This window comes from Acinetobacter sp. BY419 (genome assembly GCF_019038395.1).
GTDB lineage: Bacteria > Pseudomonadota > Gammaproteobacteria > Pseudomonadales > Moraxellaceae > Acinetobacter.
In genome coordinates this window covers 55,922-75,129 of record NZ_JAGFXZ010000014.1, presented here as the reverse complement: position 1 = coordinate 75,129, position 19,208 = coordinate 55,922, and the positions used below count along the sequence as shown (strand labels likewise).

The 19,208-nt window shown below is 44.4% G+C and carries 13 protein-coding genes; 6 read left to right on the top strand and 7 right to left on the bottom strand.

Going from position 1 to position 19,208, the window contains the following annotated elements; all coding sequences use genetic code 11:
• Nucleotides 1-612, top strand: a 612-nt coding sequence (locus KUG37_RS07520) for a DUF2846 domain-containing protein (RefSeq protein WP_216940327.1), incomplete at its 5' end; no start/stop codon positions are given.
• Between the two features lie 69 nt (nucleotides 613-681).
• On the opposite strand, the gene KUG37_RS07515 is transcribed toward KUG37_RS07520, so the two are convergent.
• Nucleotides 682-2,208, bottom strand: a complete 1,527-nt coding sequence (locus tag KUG37_RS07515) for a fumarate hydratase (RefSeq protein WP_216940326.1) — start codon at nucleotides 2,206-2,208, stop codon at nucleotides 682-684.
• Nucleotides 2,209-2,863: 655 nt separating this feature from the next.
• On the opposite strand from KUG37_RS07515, the gene KUG37_RS07510 reads away from it, so the two are divergent.
• The gene (locus tag KUG37_RS07510) at nucleotides 2,864-3,103 is read left to right on the top strand and encodes a DUF2171 domain-containing protein (protein ID WP_216935102.1); all 240 of its coding nucleotides are present in this window, start codon (nucleotides 2,864-2,866) and stop codon (nucleotides 3,101-3,103) included.
• Between the two features lie 140 nt (nucleotides 3,104-3,243).
• Here the strand turns inward: KUG37_RS07510 and KUG37_RS07505 are convergent, their stop codons facing one another.
• From KUG37_RS07505 to KUG37_RS07490, 4 genes are all read right to left on the bottom strand, one after another.
• Nucleotides 3,244-3,795, bottom strand: a complete 552-nt coding sequence (locus KUG37_RS07505; protein WP_216935101.1) for a GNAT family N-acetyltransferase — start codon at nucleotides 3,793-3,795, stop codon at nucleotides 3,244-3,246.
• A gap of 131 nt (nucleotides 3,796-3,926) precedes the next feature.
• Complete coding sequence (gene pta / locus KUG37_RS07500) at nucleotides 3,927-6,065, bottom strand: phosphate acetyltransferase (protein WP_216935100.1); 2,139 nt, start codon at nucleotides 6,063-6,065, stop codon at nucleotides 3,927-3,929.
• 54 nt (nucleotides 6,066-6,119) lie between these two features.
• Entirely contained in the window at nucleotides 6,120-7,340 is a 1,221-nt protein-coding gene (locus KUG37_RS07495) for an acetate kinase (RefSeq protein ID WP_216935099.1), read from the bottom strand.
• A gap of 451 nt (nucleotides 7,341-7,791) precedes the next feature.
• Nucleotides 7,792-9,057 (bottom strand): glutamate-5-semialdehyde dehydrogenase, encoded by a 1,266-nt coding sequence (locus KUG37_RS07490; protein WP_216935105.1) that lies wholly within the window; start codon nucleotides 9,055-9,057, stop codon nucleotides 7,792-7,794.
• 326 nt (nucleotides 9,058-9,383) lie between these two features.
• On the opposite strand from KUG37_RS07490, the gene KUG37_RS07485 reads away from it, so the two are divergent.
• Nucleotides 9,384-10,721, top strand: a complete 1,338-nt coding sequence (locus tag KUG37_RS07485) for an alpha/beta fold hydrolase (protein WP_216935098.1) — start codon at nucleotides 9,384-9,386, stop codon at nucleotides 10,719-10,721.
• A 26-nt stretch (nucleotides 10,722-10,747) separates the two neighbouring features.
• Here the strand turns inward: KUG37_RS07485 and KUG37_RS07480 are convergent, their stop codons facing one another.
• Both KUG37_RS07480 and nagZ read right to left on the bottom strand, forming a co-directional pair.
• On the bottom strand, nucleotides 10,748-11,614 hold the full coding sequence (locus KUG37_RS07480; RefSeq protein ID WP_216935097.1) for a class I SAM-dependent methyltransferase: 867 nt from the start codon (nucleotides 11,612-11,614) through the stop codon (nucleotides 10,748-10,750).
• Between the two features lie 123 nt (nucleotides 11,615-11,737).
• On the bottom strand, nucleotides 11,738-12,760 hold the full coding sequence (nagZ, locus tag KUG37_RS07475; RefSeq protein WP_216935096.1) for a beta-N-acetylhexosaminidase: 1,023 nt from the start codon (nucleotides 12,758-12,760) through the stop codon (nucleotides 11,738-11,740).
• 199 nt (nucleotides 12,761-12,959) lie between these two features.
• Here nagZ and KUG37_RS07470 point away from each other — a divergent pair, with 199 nt between their 5' ends.
• The 3 genes from KUG37_RS07470 (at nucleotide 12,960) to KUG37_RS07460 (ending at nucleotide 19,166) form a co-directional block, all read left to right on the top strand.
• A complete protein-coding gene (locus KUG37_RS07470) occupies nucleotides 12,960-15,146 on the top strand; it encodes a carboxy terminal-processing peptidase (protein ID WP_216935095.1) in 2,187 nt (728 codons plus the stop codon).
• Nucleotides 15,147-15,580: 434 nt separating this feature from the next.
• Nucleotides 15,581-17,431 (top strand): bifunctional diguanylate cyclase/phosphodiesterase, encoded by a 1,851-nt coding sequence (locus KUG37_RS07465; protein ID WP_216935094.1) that lies wholly within the window; start codon nucleotides 15,581-15,583, stop codon nucleotides 17,429-17,431.
• Nucleotides 17,432-17,573: 142 nt separating this feature from the next.
• Nucleotides 17,574-19,166 carry a peptide chain release factor 3 gene (locus tag KUG37_RS07460; protein WP_216935093.1) on the top strand — a complete coding sequence of 531 codons (1,593 nt, stop codon included), beginning with the start codon at nucleotides 17,574-17,576 and terminating at the stop codon, nucleotides 19,164-19,166.
• The last annotated feature ends 42 nt before the right edge of the window (nucleotides 19,167-19,208 follow it).

The window sequence follows — 19,208 nt, the reverse complement described above, 5'->3', positions numbered from 1 at the left end:
ATCGATCTTGAAAAAAAACCAGGCTTTGTCGAGCAGCATCGAATTGGTATGTTTACCATTGGCGGCTGGGTCAACCAAAAGCAGGGCAACCAATTTCAGCTCATCAAACCGCAGCATGCTGAAGCAGCCATCGTGTATTTATACCGGCCTGATTCCAGATGGAACCGTCAGGAAATTGTCGCTGCCAGCCTGTTTATCAATCAAGAGCATATTCCAAGTTTATTGCACAATCATTATTACTGGATTGAAGTTCCTGCAGGGACTTATCGTCTGAGTACCAGTCGGCCGCTAGGTGCCTTGCATTTCCAGAAGCCCAAATACCTGGATTTTACTGTAGAAGCAGGGCAGTCTTATTTTATTAAATATGATGAGGAAAATATCAGCACGCGGCGTAGCGTTTCAGGGCCGCTCATGCTAATGCCGGAGAATGTCGGCCTGAATGAAATTGCCTATACGCAACTTAAATCGCACAGTTTTAATTTTGTAGCACAAGACCAGGAAACCGGTCAAATTCGTAAAAAAGCCCAGAAGATTAAACCGGCTGCTTATGATCCAAGCTTAGATGTACAACTGACTACTCCTTTTAAACTATGGGATCCAAGAACCTGGTAAATGAGGCAGTATTTGACTCTCATGAATTAAAAAAGCACCCATAGAGGGTGCTTTTTTATACACTTCAAATTAGCCTGCAGCAGCGTCAACTACTGGAATCTTGCCAATTCTAGCTTGCCAGATTTTCGGTGCAGTGGCATGAATAGAAGTACCATTCACATCAACCGCGACAGAGACCGGCATGTCTTTTACGACAAACCTGTAGATCGCTTCCATACCCAGGTCAGCAAAGGCAACAACTTCGGCTTCACGGATTGCTTTCGATACCAAGTATGCAGCACCGCCAACAGCCATAAGGTAAGTTGCTTGGTTATCTTTAATGGCTTCAACAGCAGCAGGACCACGGTCTGCTTTGCCGATCATGCCATAAAGACCAGTTGCTTCAAGCACTTGACGCGTGAATTTATCCATACGCGTTGCAGTTGTAGGACCGGCAGGACCAACGACTTCATCACCGACTGGATCGACTGGACCTACGTAGTAAATGAACTTGCCTTTAAGATCAACAGGAAGTTCTTCCCCATTGTTCAACATATCAACCATACGTTTATGTGCAGCGTCGCGGCCAGTGTAAATCGTACCGTTCAGAAGCAGTGTATCGCCTGGTTTCCAGGCATTCATTTCTTCTTGCGTAATGGTGTCCAGGTCAACGCGTTTAGACGTTGAAGAATCCCATGTGACTTCAGGATAGTCTTCAAGTTTTGGTGCGATGATGTGGGCAACACCAGTACCATCTAGTGTGAAGTGTGCATGACGAGTCGCAGCACAGTTCGGGATCATACCGACTGGTTTACCCGCAGCATGACATGGATAATCTTTAATTTTAATATCAAGTACAGTCGTTAAACCGCCAAGACCTTGTGCACCAATACCCAAAGCATTTACTTTTTCGAAGATTTCGATACGAAGCTCTTCCATTTTGCTTTGTGGACCACGACGGAGCAATTCGTCCATGTTGATCTCTTCCATCAATGCTTCTTTGGCGAGCATCATGGCTTTTTCGGCAGTACCGCCAATCCCGATACCCAGCATACCTGGTGGACACCAGCCTGCACCCATGGTTGGAACAGTTTTCAGTACCCAGTCCACGATTGAATCAGATGGATTCAGCATAGCCAGTTTAGATTTGTTTTCTGAACCGCCACCTTTGGCTGCTACAGTGATATCTACTTTATTACCCGGCACAAGCTTGTGGTAAATCACGGCAGGGGTGTTGTCTTTGGTATTCTTACGACCAAAAGCAGGATCAGCCAGAACTGATGCGCGGAGCACGTTTGAGTTTTCTAAATAACCCTGACGTACACCTTCGTTGATTGCATCATCCAGGCTCATGGTTAAATCGAATTTAACGTCCATGCCCACTTCAACAAATACGTTGACGATACCGGTATCTTGACAGATTGGGCGGTGGCCTTCTGCACACATGCGTGAGTTAATTAAGATTTGCGCGATCGCATCTTTAGCAGCTTTGTTCTCTTCACGATCATACGCACGACTCATCGCTTGGATAAAGTCTTGTGGGTGATAGTAAGAAATGAACTGAAGCGCATCTTTAACCGATGTGATCAAGTCATCTTGCTTGATAATAGTTGTCATACAAATATCTCTTGAGCGGGCTGATAGCTAGCGGGCTAAATTATAAGACAAAAGAATCGGGTTGTGGGCATTTTGGGCGAGCATTGGCCGAAAGTTTATAGTTTAAGCAATCTGAAGAAGGACTTTCACTGTTCACGGATCAAATATGACAGCAACTGGTCATATTGAGTGTCATATTTCAGAGTGAAAATAGGCATAATTTTCATTATTTTTTATTAAATGTTTGAATTTTAATAATTATTTTAAATTTAATAAAAAACCGGATTGTCATATAACTGTCATATAACTTTTACATAATGCAGCTATCGAAACGGGAGATCTTAACAATGATTACAGGTATTTTAATGGCAGGCGGTTTTTGTGTATATATCGCTGCAACTTGGATGTATGGTCAGAAAGAAGATCAAGCCTAAGCTTCATCTTCTTTCTTATTTTTAGACCCTAAATCATTAAGCTATCTTCAAATCTAATTCATCTCAATATAAAAATATTCGAAAACTCAAATTTAAAAAGTACCCTTCTTATGGGGTAGTTAAGTCCTGCTGACTATTTACATTCTTAACCCTTCAAAACCCAAAGCCTGAAAACCCTTACACATGCGGCGTTTTTTATTGCTTAGACTGTTTCTCTCAACTTCTAGAAACAGGCAAATAGAATGAATAATTTTAATGCAAGTGATATTAAAGAACATGCTTCAGTCATTGCTTCATGTGGTACTCAAGTCGGGAAGGTGGACCATTTAGAAGGTCAGGATTCAATTAAATTAACAAGAAGTGATGATGAAAATAATGAACATCATTTGATTCCCTTAAGTTGGGTAAGTGAAATCAAAGATGACAGCGTAGTGCTAAGTAAAACGGCAGAAGAAGTACGTCAACAGTGGACTACCTTATAAAAGTGTTTTATGTCTGATTGATGCTGGTTTAGGCGAGAAAGTAAAAACCAGCTATAAGTTTTGGCCGACAGAATTGATCTGTTAAAGTGCTAAATGCCAGCCTGATAGGTTGGCATTTATTTTATTCATACCATTTATTTTTATTCATACAATGGATTTCGTGCCTGCATCATGATTTCATCTGAATATTTACCTTCGTATTCAAAAGCATCTTTTTTAACTTCCATCACTTGGAAACCGCATTTTTCATAGGCACGAATCCCGCGTGGATTATGTCCAAAAACTTGTAAAGATAGTGTCTTTAATTTTAATTGCTTAAAAGCCCACGTTTTGATGAGTTCAATGGCTTCACTGCCATAACCTTGGCTAGTAAACCTGATTTGAGAGAGTGCAATGCGAAATTCCGCTGTTAGGTCTTCAGGATCAATCTCTAAGACAGATAATTCCCCAATCATGCTGTGATCAGCCTGCAGACAAATGGAAAAATCATAACGGAGCGGATGATCAAGGCAATGTCGAATATGTGCTTCAATTTCAGCGAGGTTGAATTTCCGCCTTAAGCCTGTCATATAGCGAATCTCATCGACTTGCGTAGCTTCCAGGAAAATGGGTGCATCTTCAACTTTTAGAGGCCTTAAGTAGATACGAGCTGCATTTAAGTGAGGTATAGATTTAATGATATTTGGAGACATTTTTTATTTTCGAGATAATCAGTGGGTAGATTATAGAAAATCTGATCAGTCATGAGAAAAAATAAAATGATTAATAAAAAACCATCTGATTTTTTAATCAGATGGTCTGGAAAACTTAAATTCAAGACAGATTAAGCTTCCTGTTGCTCGGCCTGAATCGCAGTTAAGGCGATGGTAAACACAATGTCATCGACCAAGGCACCACGCGACAGGTCATTGACAGGCTTATTCAGGCCTTGCAGCATTGGCCCGACACTGACGACATTGGCAGCGCGTTGAACCGCTTTATAGGTGGTATTACCCGTATTAAGATCCGGGAAAATAAACACATTGGCACGCCCGGCCACTTGTGATTCTGGCGCTTTTTGACGACCTACGCTTTCAACCGATGCAGCATCATATTGTAATGGTCCATCAATCAGCAGATCAGGGCGGCGTTCTTTGGCAATGCGGGTGGCTTCCGCGACTTTTTCCACATCTGCACCGGCACCTGAAGTACCTGTCGAATAGGAAATCATGGCAATACGTGGGTCAATGCCAAAAGCTTTGGCAGAATCGGCAGATTGAATTGCAATCTCGGCCAGTTGTTCTGCATCAGGATCCGGATTAATCGCACAGTCGCCGTAAACATAGACTTCATCTGGCAACAGCATAAAGAAAACGGAAGAGACTAATGAATATTCCGGTGCAGTCTTGATCAGCTGGAAGGCAGGACGTACCGTATTTGCCGTGGTATGCACTGCACCAGACACCAGACCATCGACTTGATCCAGCGCCAGCATCATCGTGCCAAGAACCACGGTATCCTGTAGTTGTTCACGTGCTTGAAGCTCATTGAGCTTGCCTTTACGCAGCTCCACCATCTTGTCGATATAGTTTTCACGCACCAGGTCCGGATCAAGAATTTCCAGATCTTCAGGCAATTCGATACTACGAGCTTTTGCCACTTCTAAAACAGATTCGGGCTTGGCCAATAAAATACATTGTGCAATGCCACGCGCCTGACAGATTGCTGCAGCCTGTACTGTACGCGGTTCGTCACCTTCAGGTAATACAATACGTTTTTTTGCGGCAATCGACTTTTGTACCAGTTCATGACGGAAAGCTGAAGGCGATAGACGTGGTTTATAAGAGCCATTTAGGATCTGGTCCAACCATTCCGGATTGATGTGACTCGAAACAAAGCGCGTAACCTGATCTGCACGTTCCGTGTCATCCACCGGAATTTCATTGCTGAGATTTGCCAGTTTTTGTGCGGTTTCAAACGTGCTGAGTGGCGAGTGCAAGATCGGTAAACCCTGCTTGATGGCGGCCTGGCAGAACTCCAGTACATGATCATTCGGCTGATGATGTTCAGTCAGCACCAGGCCAGCCAAAGGAATGCCATTGCTGCTGGCCAGACTGCTTGCCAATAACACGTCAACCCGGTCAGAGGCACTGATGATCAGTTCACCCGCTACAAACTTATGCAATTCATGTTCAATATTGGCTGAAATCAGGCTGCTATTTTGCACACGGCGCTGCGTGGCTTCGCCTTCGTTAATCCAGTAAGCAGAAATATGTGCAGCCAGATCAGACATGCGCGGCACACTTAAAGTTTTACTGAAAGGCACCAATCCAATCACTGGTAATTTTTCTGAACCAATATGCGGATGAGTCTGTTGAATGGCGGTGATAAATTCTGCAGTTTCAGTCTTAAGACGTAAATCCGGATTCAATGTGACAGGAATCTGTGCAGATTCTTCAGGCAGGCCTCTGGTTCGCATTAACATGATACCCGCCAGACGGGTAGAGTTGATGCCACCAAAGTTACGAAGCTGATGTTCGATTTTGTCTGCTGTCTGGCTTGGCAGCTGAATATTGGCATTGCTGACCACAATAACTTTGGCATCCAGGGCCTGCGCCAGCGCAGCATTCAGATCATCGGCAAAACTGTCCTGAGCATTTGGCAACAGGCCTTCGACAATAATCAGGTCATGCTGTCTGGCAATCTGACGGTGCAGACGGACCGCTTCTTCAAGCAGTTCATCCTGTTCACCCAGATTGATCTGCTGCAAGACTTTGCTATAACGGATTGGTTCAACAGTTTCACTTTGAGAAATATGACGATACAAAGCCGTGGTCCGGTCTTCGATTTCATTCAATTCCTGCGCAAAAGGTTTGAGGAAGCCCGCTTTAACCCCTTGGCATTCCAGTGCATAAATCAGGCCTAAACATGCAGAAGTTAAGCCTACGCCTTCCCCAGTGGGAACCAATAAAATCGTTTTCATAAGTTACGTCAGTCACACAATAATAAAAATCAGTTAAAAAGTGGCCTTGCTTGCTTATACCAGCACTACCTCAGCTTCAGACTTTTTTACGCTGTTTTGCTCCACTTCATGTTCTACAACGCTATATACTTCTTGAGCGATACGACCTTCTTCATCTGTTGGTACTACCCAGATTTGTGGCCCTGTACCTGAATCGATACGGCCTTCAGTACCACGTTTCAGGTCATTATTGGCATTTTTATCCAGGTTGAAACCGAAGTGTGGTAGGTAAGTCATGGTTTTTTCACGGATATAGGCAGAGTTTTCGCCAATACCACCCGTGAAGAACAAACCATCAATACGTGGTAAACCACAGCTTAGAGCTGCCAGGGACTTGGCTAAACGGTAGCAGAATACTTCAATCGCAAGACTGGCATCTTCATTGCCTTGTTCTGATGCTTCAATCAGAGTACGCATGTCATTTGACAGATCAGACAGACCCAACAGACCACTTTGGCTATTGAGCATCTTGTCAATTTTATAGATGTCCCAACCCAGGTTTTTCGCCAGGAAGCTATGCAAGCTTGGATCAACATCACCACTGCGGGTGCCCATGACAATGCCTTCCAGTGGTGTCAGACCCATAGAGGTATCCATACTCTGGCCATTCCATATGGCACAGGTCGAGCTACCATTGCCTAAATGCGCCGTTAACCAGCCGCCTTGTCTGAAACTGCCAGCAAGTTCAGAACCACGGTCTGAAACATAAGCATGACTGGTGCCGTGAAAACCATAGCGGCGCACACCATGTGCTGTATACAGAAATTTTGGCAGGGCATAGCGATATGCATGTGCTGGCATGGTTTGATGGAAGGCAGTATCAAATACTGCCACTTGTGGTAATTCCGGGAATAAGCGTCTGGTTGCTTCGATTCCAATCAAATGTGCCGGATTGTGTAATGGCGCAAGCGGCGTTGCTTCACGAATTTTTTCAATAATTTCGTCATTGATCAATTCTGCTTTGGTCAGGCTGCCACCATGTACGACACGGTGACCGATGGCATCCGGAAGGTAGTTGGCCAGACGTTCCAGACCCACTTCGAGTGCTTTTTTGTGGTCAGCAAATGGAATATGGATATCTACCGGCTCATTGCCGACAGTCACGCCTTTGATGCGAGCGTTTTCTGTGCCTAAGTTCTCAGCTAAGCCATGAATACGGAAATTCTGCTCCTCAAGAAGTAATGCAAACTTGATTGAAGAAGAGCCACAATTAATAACTAATACTGATTTAGACACGATTGATTACCCGATTTTTAATTAAAATTCTCGTCCATTGACTTGACCTGATTGCGGAAAATGAAGCAGCAATCCAGATCAATACAGATGTTTTAACATTTGTTTTTTTTCTGTCCTAGATAGACTTTAGCAGATTAGACTTAAGCATTATCGACCAAACTGACAATAATAACTAAAATTTATCAGTTCATAGTTTTCATTTATAAATAAAATGATGTTGAAAATATGATCAATAAGAGTGCAAGATTCTGCTTAAATATTATTCTGGGACAGATCGAGTTTGAGTTTAGCGCCTGCACCAGCAAATATTGCTTTTACATACAATTCTATAAAGATATTTATCTACCCGGTAACTCCAGGGTTTCGGTTCAGCTGGAAATTGATTTTTAAGCTTTATAAAAAAATCAGCCTTGTGAACAAGGCTGATTTTTAAAGTGGTTATCTGAAAGAGCTATTGGCGAATCTGACCATCACCAAACACGATCCATTTCTGGGAAGTCAGTCCTTCAAGACCGACTGGGCCGCGAGCATGGATTTTATCGGTTGAAATACCGATTTCCGCACCGAGGCCATATTCAAAACCATCGGCAAAACGCGTAGAGGCATTGATCATCACAGAGCTGGAATCTACAGCGGCCAGAAACTCACGTGCCAGGCTGTAGTTTTCCGTAATGATCGAGTCGGTATGATGTGAGCCATATTTGTTGATATGCTCAATAGCTTCTTCTATTCCAGAAACCACTTTAATGGCCAGAATCGGACCAAGGTACTCGGTATACCAGTCTTCTTCTGTGGCCGCAATCACTGCATCCCCGAGGATACGCTGAGTTTGCTTGCAACCACGTAGCTCTACTTTTTTCTCTTGGTAAAGCTCTGCGATGCGTGGCAAGAACTCTTCAGCGACTTTTTCATCCACCAACAGGGTTTCCATCGCATTACAGACCCCATAGCGATGGGTTTTGGCATTGAGTGCAATCGGCAGGGCTTTTAATAAATCTGCTTGAGCCTCTACATAAACATGGCAGTTACCATCTAAGTGTTTGATCACCGGTACACGTGCTTCTTCTGTAATACGCTCGATCAGGCCTTTACCACCACGTGGCACGATCACATCTACATATTCGGTCATGGTAATCAATTGGCCAACCGCAGCACGATCAATGGTATTGATCACCTGTACCGCCGATTCTGGCAGACCAGCGATCTTCAGACCATGTTGAATCGCTGCGGCAATCGCCTGATTGGACTCCAGGGCTTCTGAGCCACCCCGTAGAATAATGGCATTTCCTGATTTAAGCGCCAGTGAAGCCGCTTCCAGAGTCACGTTTGGACGTGATTCATAGATCATGCCAACCACACCTAAAGGTACACGCATTTTACCCAGCTGAATGCCAGATGGACGATAAGCCATATCGCTAATTTCACCAATCGGATCTTTCAGGCCAATCACATCTTTCAGGCCTTCTAACATACCGTTAAAGCGTACGGGGTTGAGTTCTAAACGATCAAGCAGGGCACTGTCCAGATTGTTGTTATGCGCCTTGGTCATATCTTTCTGGTTAGCCGCCAAAATAGCAGGCTGACTATTTTCCAAAGCCGTATAAATAGCGGATAATGCATTGTTTTTGGTTTGGGTGGACGCACGAGCCAAAATGCGGGAAGCCTGGCGTGCTTGTTGTCCTACCGTTTGCATATATTGTTCAATAGACTCTTGCATAGCGGTTTGATCACTTAGAAATTTCACTTCGATATTAACAGTCTGCTGCTTCACAATGAAGCCCATCTGTTAAAAATCACCCATTTTCGTAGACATCTAAACATTTTGAAATTGTTTTCTTTTTAAAAGCAGACAAGTGGTCGCTGAAGCAGTTGCTTGTGAAAAGCTGCTCTGTATAGAATGAAATATAAGAGACATTGAAGTCAGACTTATAATTACTAAACAGCAGGATGCATGTTCAGGCCAACAGGAATCGGCCTGAAACATAAGATCTGTGAATAATGACTTGCACAATAAAAATAAGGCAAGGACGGAGGAAAAGGAATATGAATTCCATTATCCACATGGATGCCCATGTATTAGACCAACAGAGCCATTACGGTTTTTTTGATCTTTATGATAAGCACAGTTTTAAGCAGCCGCCACGAACCACCTGGATGGATGGCTGGAAAATAGAATATATGGCGATTGCGCGTCCGGATACTTTGCATTTAAGGCCCATGGTGATTATTGGGGGAGCCTTCCAGAATTTTAATTCCTACAAATATTGTGTAGAACAGCTCTTCGATGCAGGTCCTATCATTCTGATTGACTTGCCTTCTATGGGAGCGAACCAGCAGATCAGCAATGTTGATACCGGCCTGTCTGCCGGAACACTGGAGCTCGAAGATCTTGCTGCCATGCTGGGGCAGTGGCTGGAGCAGATGCAGCTTCCTCAAGTTTCAATTCTAGGCATGTCCTTAGGTTCAGTGGTGGCCTCCTGTCTGGCAGACCAGCGCCCTGAATTGGTAGACCGGATGATCCTGATGGGTGTCATGCAAAAAACCCGAAAAAGCTGGCGCATGCTGCTGGAAGAATCCTTGCATCTGATGAAAGAACAGCGCATGGATGAATTTGGTCAGGCGGTAATTTTATATCTGGTGAACCATGCCCGTCTCACTGAAACCCGCATGTCGCCAACCGCAAAGCGCCTGTTTTTCAAGCAGATGTCAGAATTTACTGCAACCGAGCAAGATCGTTATGAGATTAATTGCAATCGTTTATTGCGTCTGACCAATGTACCAATTCCACAGTGCAAAGTTCTGGTGGCCTGTGGCCAATATGACAGTTTTACCTTGCCCCATGAAAATGCCAATTTTGCCCTGCAATGTCCGAATATGCAGTATGTGCAAATTGCAGGTGCGGATCATGTCCCTCAGTTGCAACGCCGTAAAGAAACCATGCACCTGTTTGCGACCTTCTTGCGTGATGAGCCTATAGATCAACTTCCAGGTATTATTCCGTTTAGCCGTGAACAGATACAGCAGATTGAACGTCGTGGCGAAGAGCGGATCTGTGTTCAAGACCCCCAACGTTATTTAAGTCATCGTCATTCTGATCTGCTCCTGAATGTAGAAATCATCGATATGAATTTCTTTGGTGTATTGCTTGAGTTAGATATAGGGCATGCAGCGCGTGCAGCAGCCTATCCACGTGATCTGGCTTTACATCTGGAAGATGAAGAGGGAGAGTTCAAGATTGAATGTCTGATCTTTGAACAGAGTGAAACCCAAGTACGTGCACTATTCAAACATGGCAGTTTTGAGGTGGCAGAACGTTTATTAGGTTTTGTGCAACAACAGAAAAACCTGCAGCATGCAGCTGTTTTAGAGACAGCCATTTAGAATATTGGCATAATAAAAAAACAGCGTCATTTAACGCTGTTTTTTTTCACTGCATGAATCATCCAGACCAGATCACCCAGATGTTCATCTTGCTCCGGGCCAGGGTGTTGCTGAGGCAGCTGAGTAAAATAACGTTGGGGTTGTTTTACCTGAACTTGATCGAATCCACTCTGCTGAAAAAAGTGCTGAAGTTCTTGTGGTGACTTAAAGTGAAAGGTAAAAGCACTACGTGACATGAATTTAAGCAGGCGACTACAATTCCAGATAAAATTCGCCAATTTATTTTGGACCGGTTCAGGATAAATATCGCTGAGATAATGTAATGCTGGAAAATGTCGTGCATTTTCTGCAATGCTTTGCAGCAGAATACGCAACATGCGTTGATCAAAATAATTAATCAGTCCCTCATTAATCACAATTAAAGGTTGGGCGGGGTCAAACATCTGAAAGATACAGTCCAGCTCTTCACTAAAAATATCTGCGGTCAGAACTTCGGGGGCATGCTGGTCAATCTGCTGCAAGGCTTGGGTCTTGATCCTGGCCATATCGGGTAAGTCGAGTTCGCGATAATTAATATCCGGGAATTTTTGTCTGAAATTCCAGCTGCGCGGAGATAAACCGCATGCAATTTCAAGAACCTGAAGTTGTGGATGTTGCTCGATTAACTGACCCAGATGTTCATCGATCATCTGATGGCGCTGTTTGAGTGTGGTACGCATACTGCCGCCCACATAACGTTCCGCCCATAATTCGAGGGGGTGCAGAAGTTTGGCTAGAAACTTGCCTTTAGTCGTGGCAAATACCGGATGTGAAATCCCCATTTGGTACCAGATATAACCGGTATAATGTGCCGTAAAAGAAATATGGCGATGTTGCGAAAGTGATTTTGACATTATAATTCTGACCTTATTGTTATATTCAAGTTGATTACATCATAGTGTAACCTTTTCATTACTATAATAAAAAAGGAGCACATTGTCGCGCTCCTTTTTGATATTGATAGAATTTAGAAATTTTTAGCTGGTCTGCTGTTTAAATGCCAGTATTTCATCACGGATCTCGCGCCATTCCTCACCCAGATCCAGCTCTTGACCAATTTGAATGGCCGGAATTTTCCCTCGCATACGTTCTAAACGTTCTTGATTCGGGAGTGGCAGGTCTGCAATACCTTCGAGTGCAATACATTGTGCTGCACGATCATTACAGACCAACCCCATATCACAGCCTGCTTTGAGTGCTGCCTGAAGTCGGGCATCGGCACCGCCTGCCACACATGCAGCCTGCATGCTTAAATCATCCGAGAACAGGACGCCGTCAAAGCCAAGCTCTTGACGTAAAATTTTCTGAATCCAGAATTCCGAAAATCCGGCCGGATTTGGATCAACCTGACTATAAATCACATGCGCTGGCATTAAGGCATCCAGCTGTGGTTGTAACTGGATAAAGGTTTGCATGTCTTTTTGCTGAATCTCTGCATAGGAGCGCGTATCAATTGCTGCAGCAACATGCGAGTCCGCTTTGACCGAGCCATGACCGGGGAAATGTTTCCCGGTTGACGCCATACCCGCATGTTTCATCCCTTTCAGAAATGCGCTGGCCAGAGCGATAATATCTGGAATATTTTTGGCAAAACTACGGTCACCAATTACATCGCTGATATCATTTAAGTCCAGCACAGGAGCAAAGCTGAAATCAATCCCGACAGCCAGTACTTCAATCGCCATCAGCCAGCCACATTTTTCCGCCAGTTCCAGGGCACGCTCAGGATCATGGCTATAAAGTTCGCCAAATTTTCCCATGGCAGGCAGCAGGGTAAAGCCCTGTCTTAAGCGCTGTACCCGTCCACCTTCCTGATCGACTGCAATCAAAATATCAGGGCGAATTCGACGCATATGATCAGTTAAAGCACGGACTTGAGCTGGAGATTCGATATTACGCCCAAATAAAATGACTCCACCGACTTGCGGCGCACCTAATAGTCCAATATCTTCTTGAGTCAGGGTTGTGCCTGCGATGTCGAGCATCAATGCGCCAATCATATGCGGATTCCATTTTTGAATTTTTCGGGGAAACAATACCTGATTTCTGCAATGATTTGCTACACTTTGTCAGCACAGAATATGATAAAACTACACGACATAAACATATTAAGTTGTTTAAGATGCTGAATACTTTAAATTCTGGTCGAAAAGCAACGCGGTCACATTGGTCTCTAGGCCAAGGAAGTACGAATTATTTATGAAATTTCAAACGATAGCTTGCGCCGTTGCGATTGCGACAGGTGGATTCTTTTTTACCCATGTAGTGAATGATGCGATTGCGGCCAATAGTACAGAAGTGGTCAGCAAGGCGATTCAGCCATCCCAGGAACAGGCACTGGTTTCACGTCAGCTGGCGACACTGGTAGATCGTCAGCACTATTTGAATATGCGTCTGGATGCCCAGACTTCGCAGCGCATTTTTGATTTTTATATCGATAGTCTTGATCCGGAACATAGCCTGTTTCTCGCTCCAGAAGTTGAAAATTACAAGAAACGCTATGCTGCCAATTTCGGTGCCAACCTGAAAGCCGGCAATTTGTCTGGTCCTTATGAAATACATGAACAATATCGTCAGCGTCTGACCCAGTTCTACACCTATATGTTGAATGAGCTGAAGAAACCGCAGAATCTGAACCAGCCGAATGTCTATATTGAGACTGATCGTGAAAAAGCGCCATTCTTTAAAACTGAAGCCGAACAGCGCGCGCACTGGTCAAAAATGCTGGTATCCCAGCTGATCAATCTGACCATCAGCAAAGAAGAAGAACAGGCTAAACAGAAAGCACTGAAAGCCAATCCAGAGCTGGCCAATGGACAAGACCTTACCGGTCCTGAAGATCTGACACCTGCGGAAACCCTGACCAAGCGCTATACCCGTCAGCTTGAACGTCTAAGCCGGATCAAGAGTGATGATGTGCTCGACAAGACACTGAACGCGATGATGCTGACTTATGATCCGCACAGTAATTACTTCCCCCCTGTAGATGCAATGGAGCTGAATCGTCAGACGACTTTGCAGCTGGAAGGGGTAGGCGTATCGATTCGTCCGGAACGTGGTAATGAAGATTACACCAAGATTGAAACCATTGTTGAAGGTGGGCCAGCGAGCAAATCCGGTCAGGTCAAATCAGGTGATCGTATCATTGGTGTAGCCCAAGACGGCGAACAGATGGTCGATGTGATTGGCTGGCCAAGTAATGAAATTGTCGGTCTGATTCGTGGTAAACGAGGAACAAAAGTCACTTTACGTTTACTCGGTGCGGGTGCTGCCATGGGGCAGGCTCGTAATGTGACCATTACCCGTGATGTGATTCAGGAAGAAGATGCGGGTGTGCGTACGCGTATAGTCGACATTCAGCGTGATGGCAAGAAATATCAATATGGTGTGATCGAAATCCCGTCATTCTACCTGAACTATCGTGCACGCCGTGCCGGTACAGATTATCGTTCGGTGTCTGAGGATACCAACCAGGCCCTGAAAGAACTGGCGGCAAAAAATGTTGCCGGAATTATCGTCGATTTGAGGAATAACCCGGGCGGCTCACTCGAAGAAGTAGCACGTATGCTAGGACAGGTGATCAAGTCTGGCCCAGTGGTGCAGATCCGTGATGGCAATGGCAATGTCAGTGTCTTTGAAGATGATGATGGCGGTGCCCAAACCTATGCTGGCCCATTAGCCGTGATGGTGAATCTGGCATCTGCATCGGCCAGTGAAATTTACTCTGCTGCGATTCAGGATTATGAACGCGGGATTGTGATTGGCAGTACCACCACCGGTAAAGGTACAGCACAGGTACAACTGGATAGTCTGGCACATGGTCAGGCGACACTGACACAGCGTAAATTCTACCGTGTAACCGGTGGCAGTACCCAGAATAAGGGGGTTGTGCCAGACATTAAACTGGTCGATATTTATAACGAAGAGTTCGGTGAGCGTAAGGCCAAAAATGCCTTGCAGTGGGATACTATTCCGACCGCACCATTTAAACGTGAAGGCGCAGTACAGAAATACGTCCCTGAATTGAATAAACTTTCTCAGCAACGGGTCTCACAGGATTCTCAGTTCAAGTATTTAGAACAGCGTAAAGCCGTAATGAAAAAAGCTGAGGAAGAAAAGCGCCAGGTACTGGACTTGCAACAGCGTAAAGCCGAGTTGATTGCCATGGAGCAAAAAACTCTGGATGCAGAAAACACTCGCCGGATTGCAACAGGTCTAAAACCTTATCCGAATTGGGAAAGTTATCAGGCTTCGATGGATGCCTTGATTGAAACACGCGCCAAGATGAAGGTCAAAGAGCGTCCGGCTCTGCCTGAAGAGGAAGCCTTTGTGATTGAAGCGGCAAATGTTTTACTGGACTATGCCAAGTTACAGGCGAAACCCTAAGTTTTAGCCTCATTCACCGTTTATAAAAATAGCCTGTTTCGACAGGCTATTTTTTTATCCTGCATGACGACTCAAAAAACCAGATAAGCTTTTCCTATGAAGTGCTATCTGTCTAAATAAAAAGAAAAAAATTGTGACGGTGGTCGAATAAATAAACCAAAAAAACCGATCTAAACATTTGCTTAAATTTGAAACACTTTTAATATATAAGTCGTATTTTATTTTTCTGTTGAGTCTTGTTTAAGGGAAATTCTCAACCTTTTATGAAAGAAATATAAATTCTAAGTTTTAGTTAAGACTGATGCTGTTATCGATGAGTTCGCTTGCAATGATGGTCAGCCTTGCGGTTTTAAAAAGTTCAAATTTGATCAGGTGAAAATGGAAATACCAGTGCAGAGAATAATAAAAATGATCACCGATGGGGAACATTTTATATGATTCATATTCAGCATGATATTAGTCTGGTCATCGGCTCTATCTTTTCTGCATTAGTCGCTTGCTATATCATCACACGGATTAAAAAATTAGCTTTAGGCACTTCGCCAAACTTTAGTACGCCCGGTTTAATGCAAGTCGCTATATTACTGGGAGTATTCATTTGGCTGATCCATCTCATCGGGCTGACAGCAGGTTTTGTGCTGAATAATTACCAGATGGGGTGGGGAATGCTGCTCCTGTCTGGTCTGGTGATATGTATTGCCTCCATGTTGACCCTCTGGTTAAGTACGCGACGTACCTGGTCATTTTCCCGGGCAGTTCTCGTAGCAGGCATCATCGTACTCGGCATCTTTGGCATGCACTATATTAGCCTCATGTCTTTCGATTTTACTGCCACCAATGGCCAACAGGCACTAGGATTATCTCAGGCATATGATCAGCTGCCTCTGGCTGTAGGATCAATGAGTGGGCTGCTGTTGGTCACCCTCATGGGTGTTGTCCTGTCCGAACTGCGTGTGGGATTACGCAATCGTCAGCTTGCATGTGCCAATCAACAAATTGAAAATCAGACCATTCAGGATAATCTGACCAAATTACCCAACCGTTTATACCTCGCTGAATATGCGCAGGGGTTATTCTCGGAGCAATCCGAACAGCAGCGTGAAATTGCTTTTTTATATATCGATCTGGATCGTTTTAAGGCAGTCAATGATGTGTTTGGTCATCTGGTGGGCGACCAGTTGCTGATTCAATTAACCATGCGGATTCACCAGTTATTAGGCCAGCATTCCAAGTTGCTTAGAATTGGCGGTGATGAATTTCTGCTGGTATTGGAAAATACCTCGGTTGCCAAAGCTGCAAAAATGTCAGAACAGATTCTTGAGCTGATTCAGGAAAGCTTCCTGATTGAAGGCAAGAGCATTACTATTTCGGGCAGTATCGGAATTGCCATGTATCCGCAACATGGCAAGAATTTACAGGATCTGCTGGTCAATGCCGATGCCGCGATGCTGAGTTCCAAGTATCAGGGACGTAATACCTATTCAGTCTTTAATTTTTCTACCGGTCAGAATGAAAACAAGAGCCAGAGCACACTGATCAATGACTTGTATAAAGCAGTGGAAGAACAGCAGTTTGTGCTGTTTTATCAGCCAAAGTTTCGAACCAAAGATCGCAGCTTATGCGGTGTAGAAGCATTAATTCGCTGGAACCATCCCCAGTTTGGTTTGCTTGGCCCGAACCTGTTTATCAATGCAGCTGAAAAAACCGGGCTGATTATTCAAATGGGCTATTGGGCACTGGAGTTGGCCTGTAAGCAGATTCAGAAATGGCAACACACCCATGCTGAATTTTTCCCTATCGCAGTCAATTTGTCTGCGGTACAATTTGAACATAAGCAACTGTTTAGTACCTTGGAACAGTTATTTGAACGATACAAAATCAGTCCTCAACATTTAATGATCGAGATTACTGAATCGACTGCCATGCACCATATTGATGTGAGTATTCGCAGCTTTAAGCGCTTACGGAAAATGGGCATCCGTCTGGCCATTGATGATTTTGGTACCGGACATTCAAGTTTTCTCTATTTAAAGAATTTAGCCGTAGATGAATTAAAAATTGACCGTGAATTTATTAAAAACCTGGAAGTCGGCTCCAAAGAAGAAATAATTCTGGAAAGCATTATCCAGTTAGCCATGAAACTGGGCTTGGTGGTGACCGCAGAAGGGGTTGAAACTGAAGCGCAAGCGGAAATTTTAACCCGACTGGGTTGTGAACAGTTACAAGGCTTTTTGCTGGGCTTTCCGGTAGATGAACAACGTTTAGAAAATTTACAATTCCATTAATACAGCTCTAATTTATTGAGCGTGAGGATAGACAACATGGCTCACGGAACTCCACCCTGAAACTCTGCTACAATATTGCCAATTTTTTCATATTGATCGAATTTGATCTCGAATGCTGTGCATTGAGCAGTAGGTGTATTTCATGAGCTTTAAGCAAGAACTGGCGGCACAAGTCGCCCAGCGACGTACGTTCGCTATTATTTCCCACCCCGATGCCGGTAAAACCACCATGACAGAAAAATTGCTGTTATGGGGTCAGGCTATTCAGGTTGCTGGGATGGTAAAAAGTCGTAAATCTGACCGGGCCGCTACATCGGACTGGATGGAAATGGAAAAAGAACGTGGTATCTCGATCACGACGTCGGTAATGCAATTCCCGTTTAAAGACAAGATGATCAATCTTCTGGATACCCCGGGACATGAAGACTTCTCGGAAGATACCTACCGGACTCTAACCGCAGTCGACTCGGCACTGATGGTGATTGATGGTGCAAAAGGGGTCGAAGACCGGACGATTAAATTGATGGATGTGTGTCGTATGCGCGATACACCGATCATTTCATTTGTCAACAAAATGGACCGTGAAATCCGTGAGCCACTCGAGCTTCTGGATGAAATTGAAAACGTTCTGAAAATTAAATGTGTCCCGCTCACTTGGCCGCTGGGTACTGGTCGTGATTTCGCGGGGGTATTTAATTTAATCGAAGAAAAATTCTACGTTTATAAAACTGGTTTCGGTTCAACGATTCCTCAGATCGAAGTTCGTGATGGTTATGACTATCCTGATCTTCGTGAGAAAGTCGGTGAGCTGGCTTGGGCGGCATTTGAAGAATCACTTGAGCTGGTACAGATGGCCAATGAGCCTTTAGACCATGAAGAATTCCTGGCCGGACGTCAAACACCTGTCCTGTTCGGTACAGCCTTGGGTAACTTTGGGGTTGACCATGTTCTGGGTGCATTCGGTCAATATGCGCCGCCGCCTAAAGCCCATCCGACCCAGGACCGTGTGGTGGAAGCGGATGAAGAAGGCTTTACTGGTTTCGTGTTTAAAATTCAGGCCAACATGGACCCGAAACACCGTGACCGTATTGCCTTCATGCGAATCTGTTCAGGCAAGTATGAAAAAGGCATGAAGATGAAGCATGTACGTCTGGATAAAGAGGTACGTATCAGCGATGCCTTAACTTTCCTGGCCGGCGACCGTCAGCATCTGGAAGAAGCTTGGCCAGGTGATATTATTGGTCTGCATAACCATGGCACGATCCAGATCGGTGATACATTTACCTCGGGTGAGAAACTTCAGTTTACCGGTATTCCGCATTTTGCACCTGAAATGTTCCGCCGTGTCCGCTTGAAAGATCCGCTAAAATCCAAGCAGCTGCAAAAAGGTCTGAAAGAGCTTTCTGAAGAAGGGGCAACCCAGGTCTTTATGCCGCAGAACAATAACGACTTGATCGTAGGTGCTGTGGGTGTGCTGCAGTTTGAAGTGGTGGCTTACCGTCTGAAAGAAGAATATAAAGTTGATTGTGTTTATGAACCGGTCAGCATTAATACAGTGCGCTGGGTGTCATGTGATGACGAGAAAAAATTCAATGAATTTAAGAAAAAAGCCCATGACCAGTTGTCCATCGATGGCGGTGGTCATTTGACTTATCTTGCGCCAAGCCGAGTGAATTTACAGTTGATGCAAGAGCGTTATCCGGACATCGTATTCCACAATACGCGTGAACACTAAAGTCTCTGGCTTTAGGGCTAAAGTTTAAAAATATAAAACAGC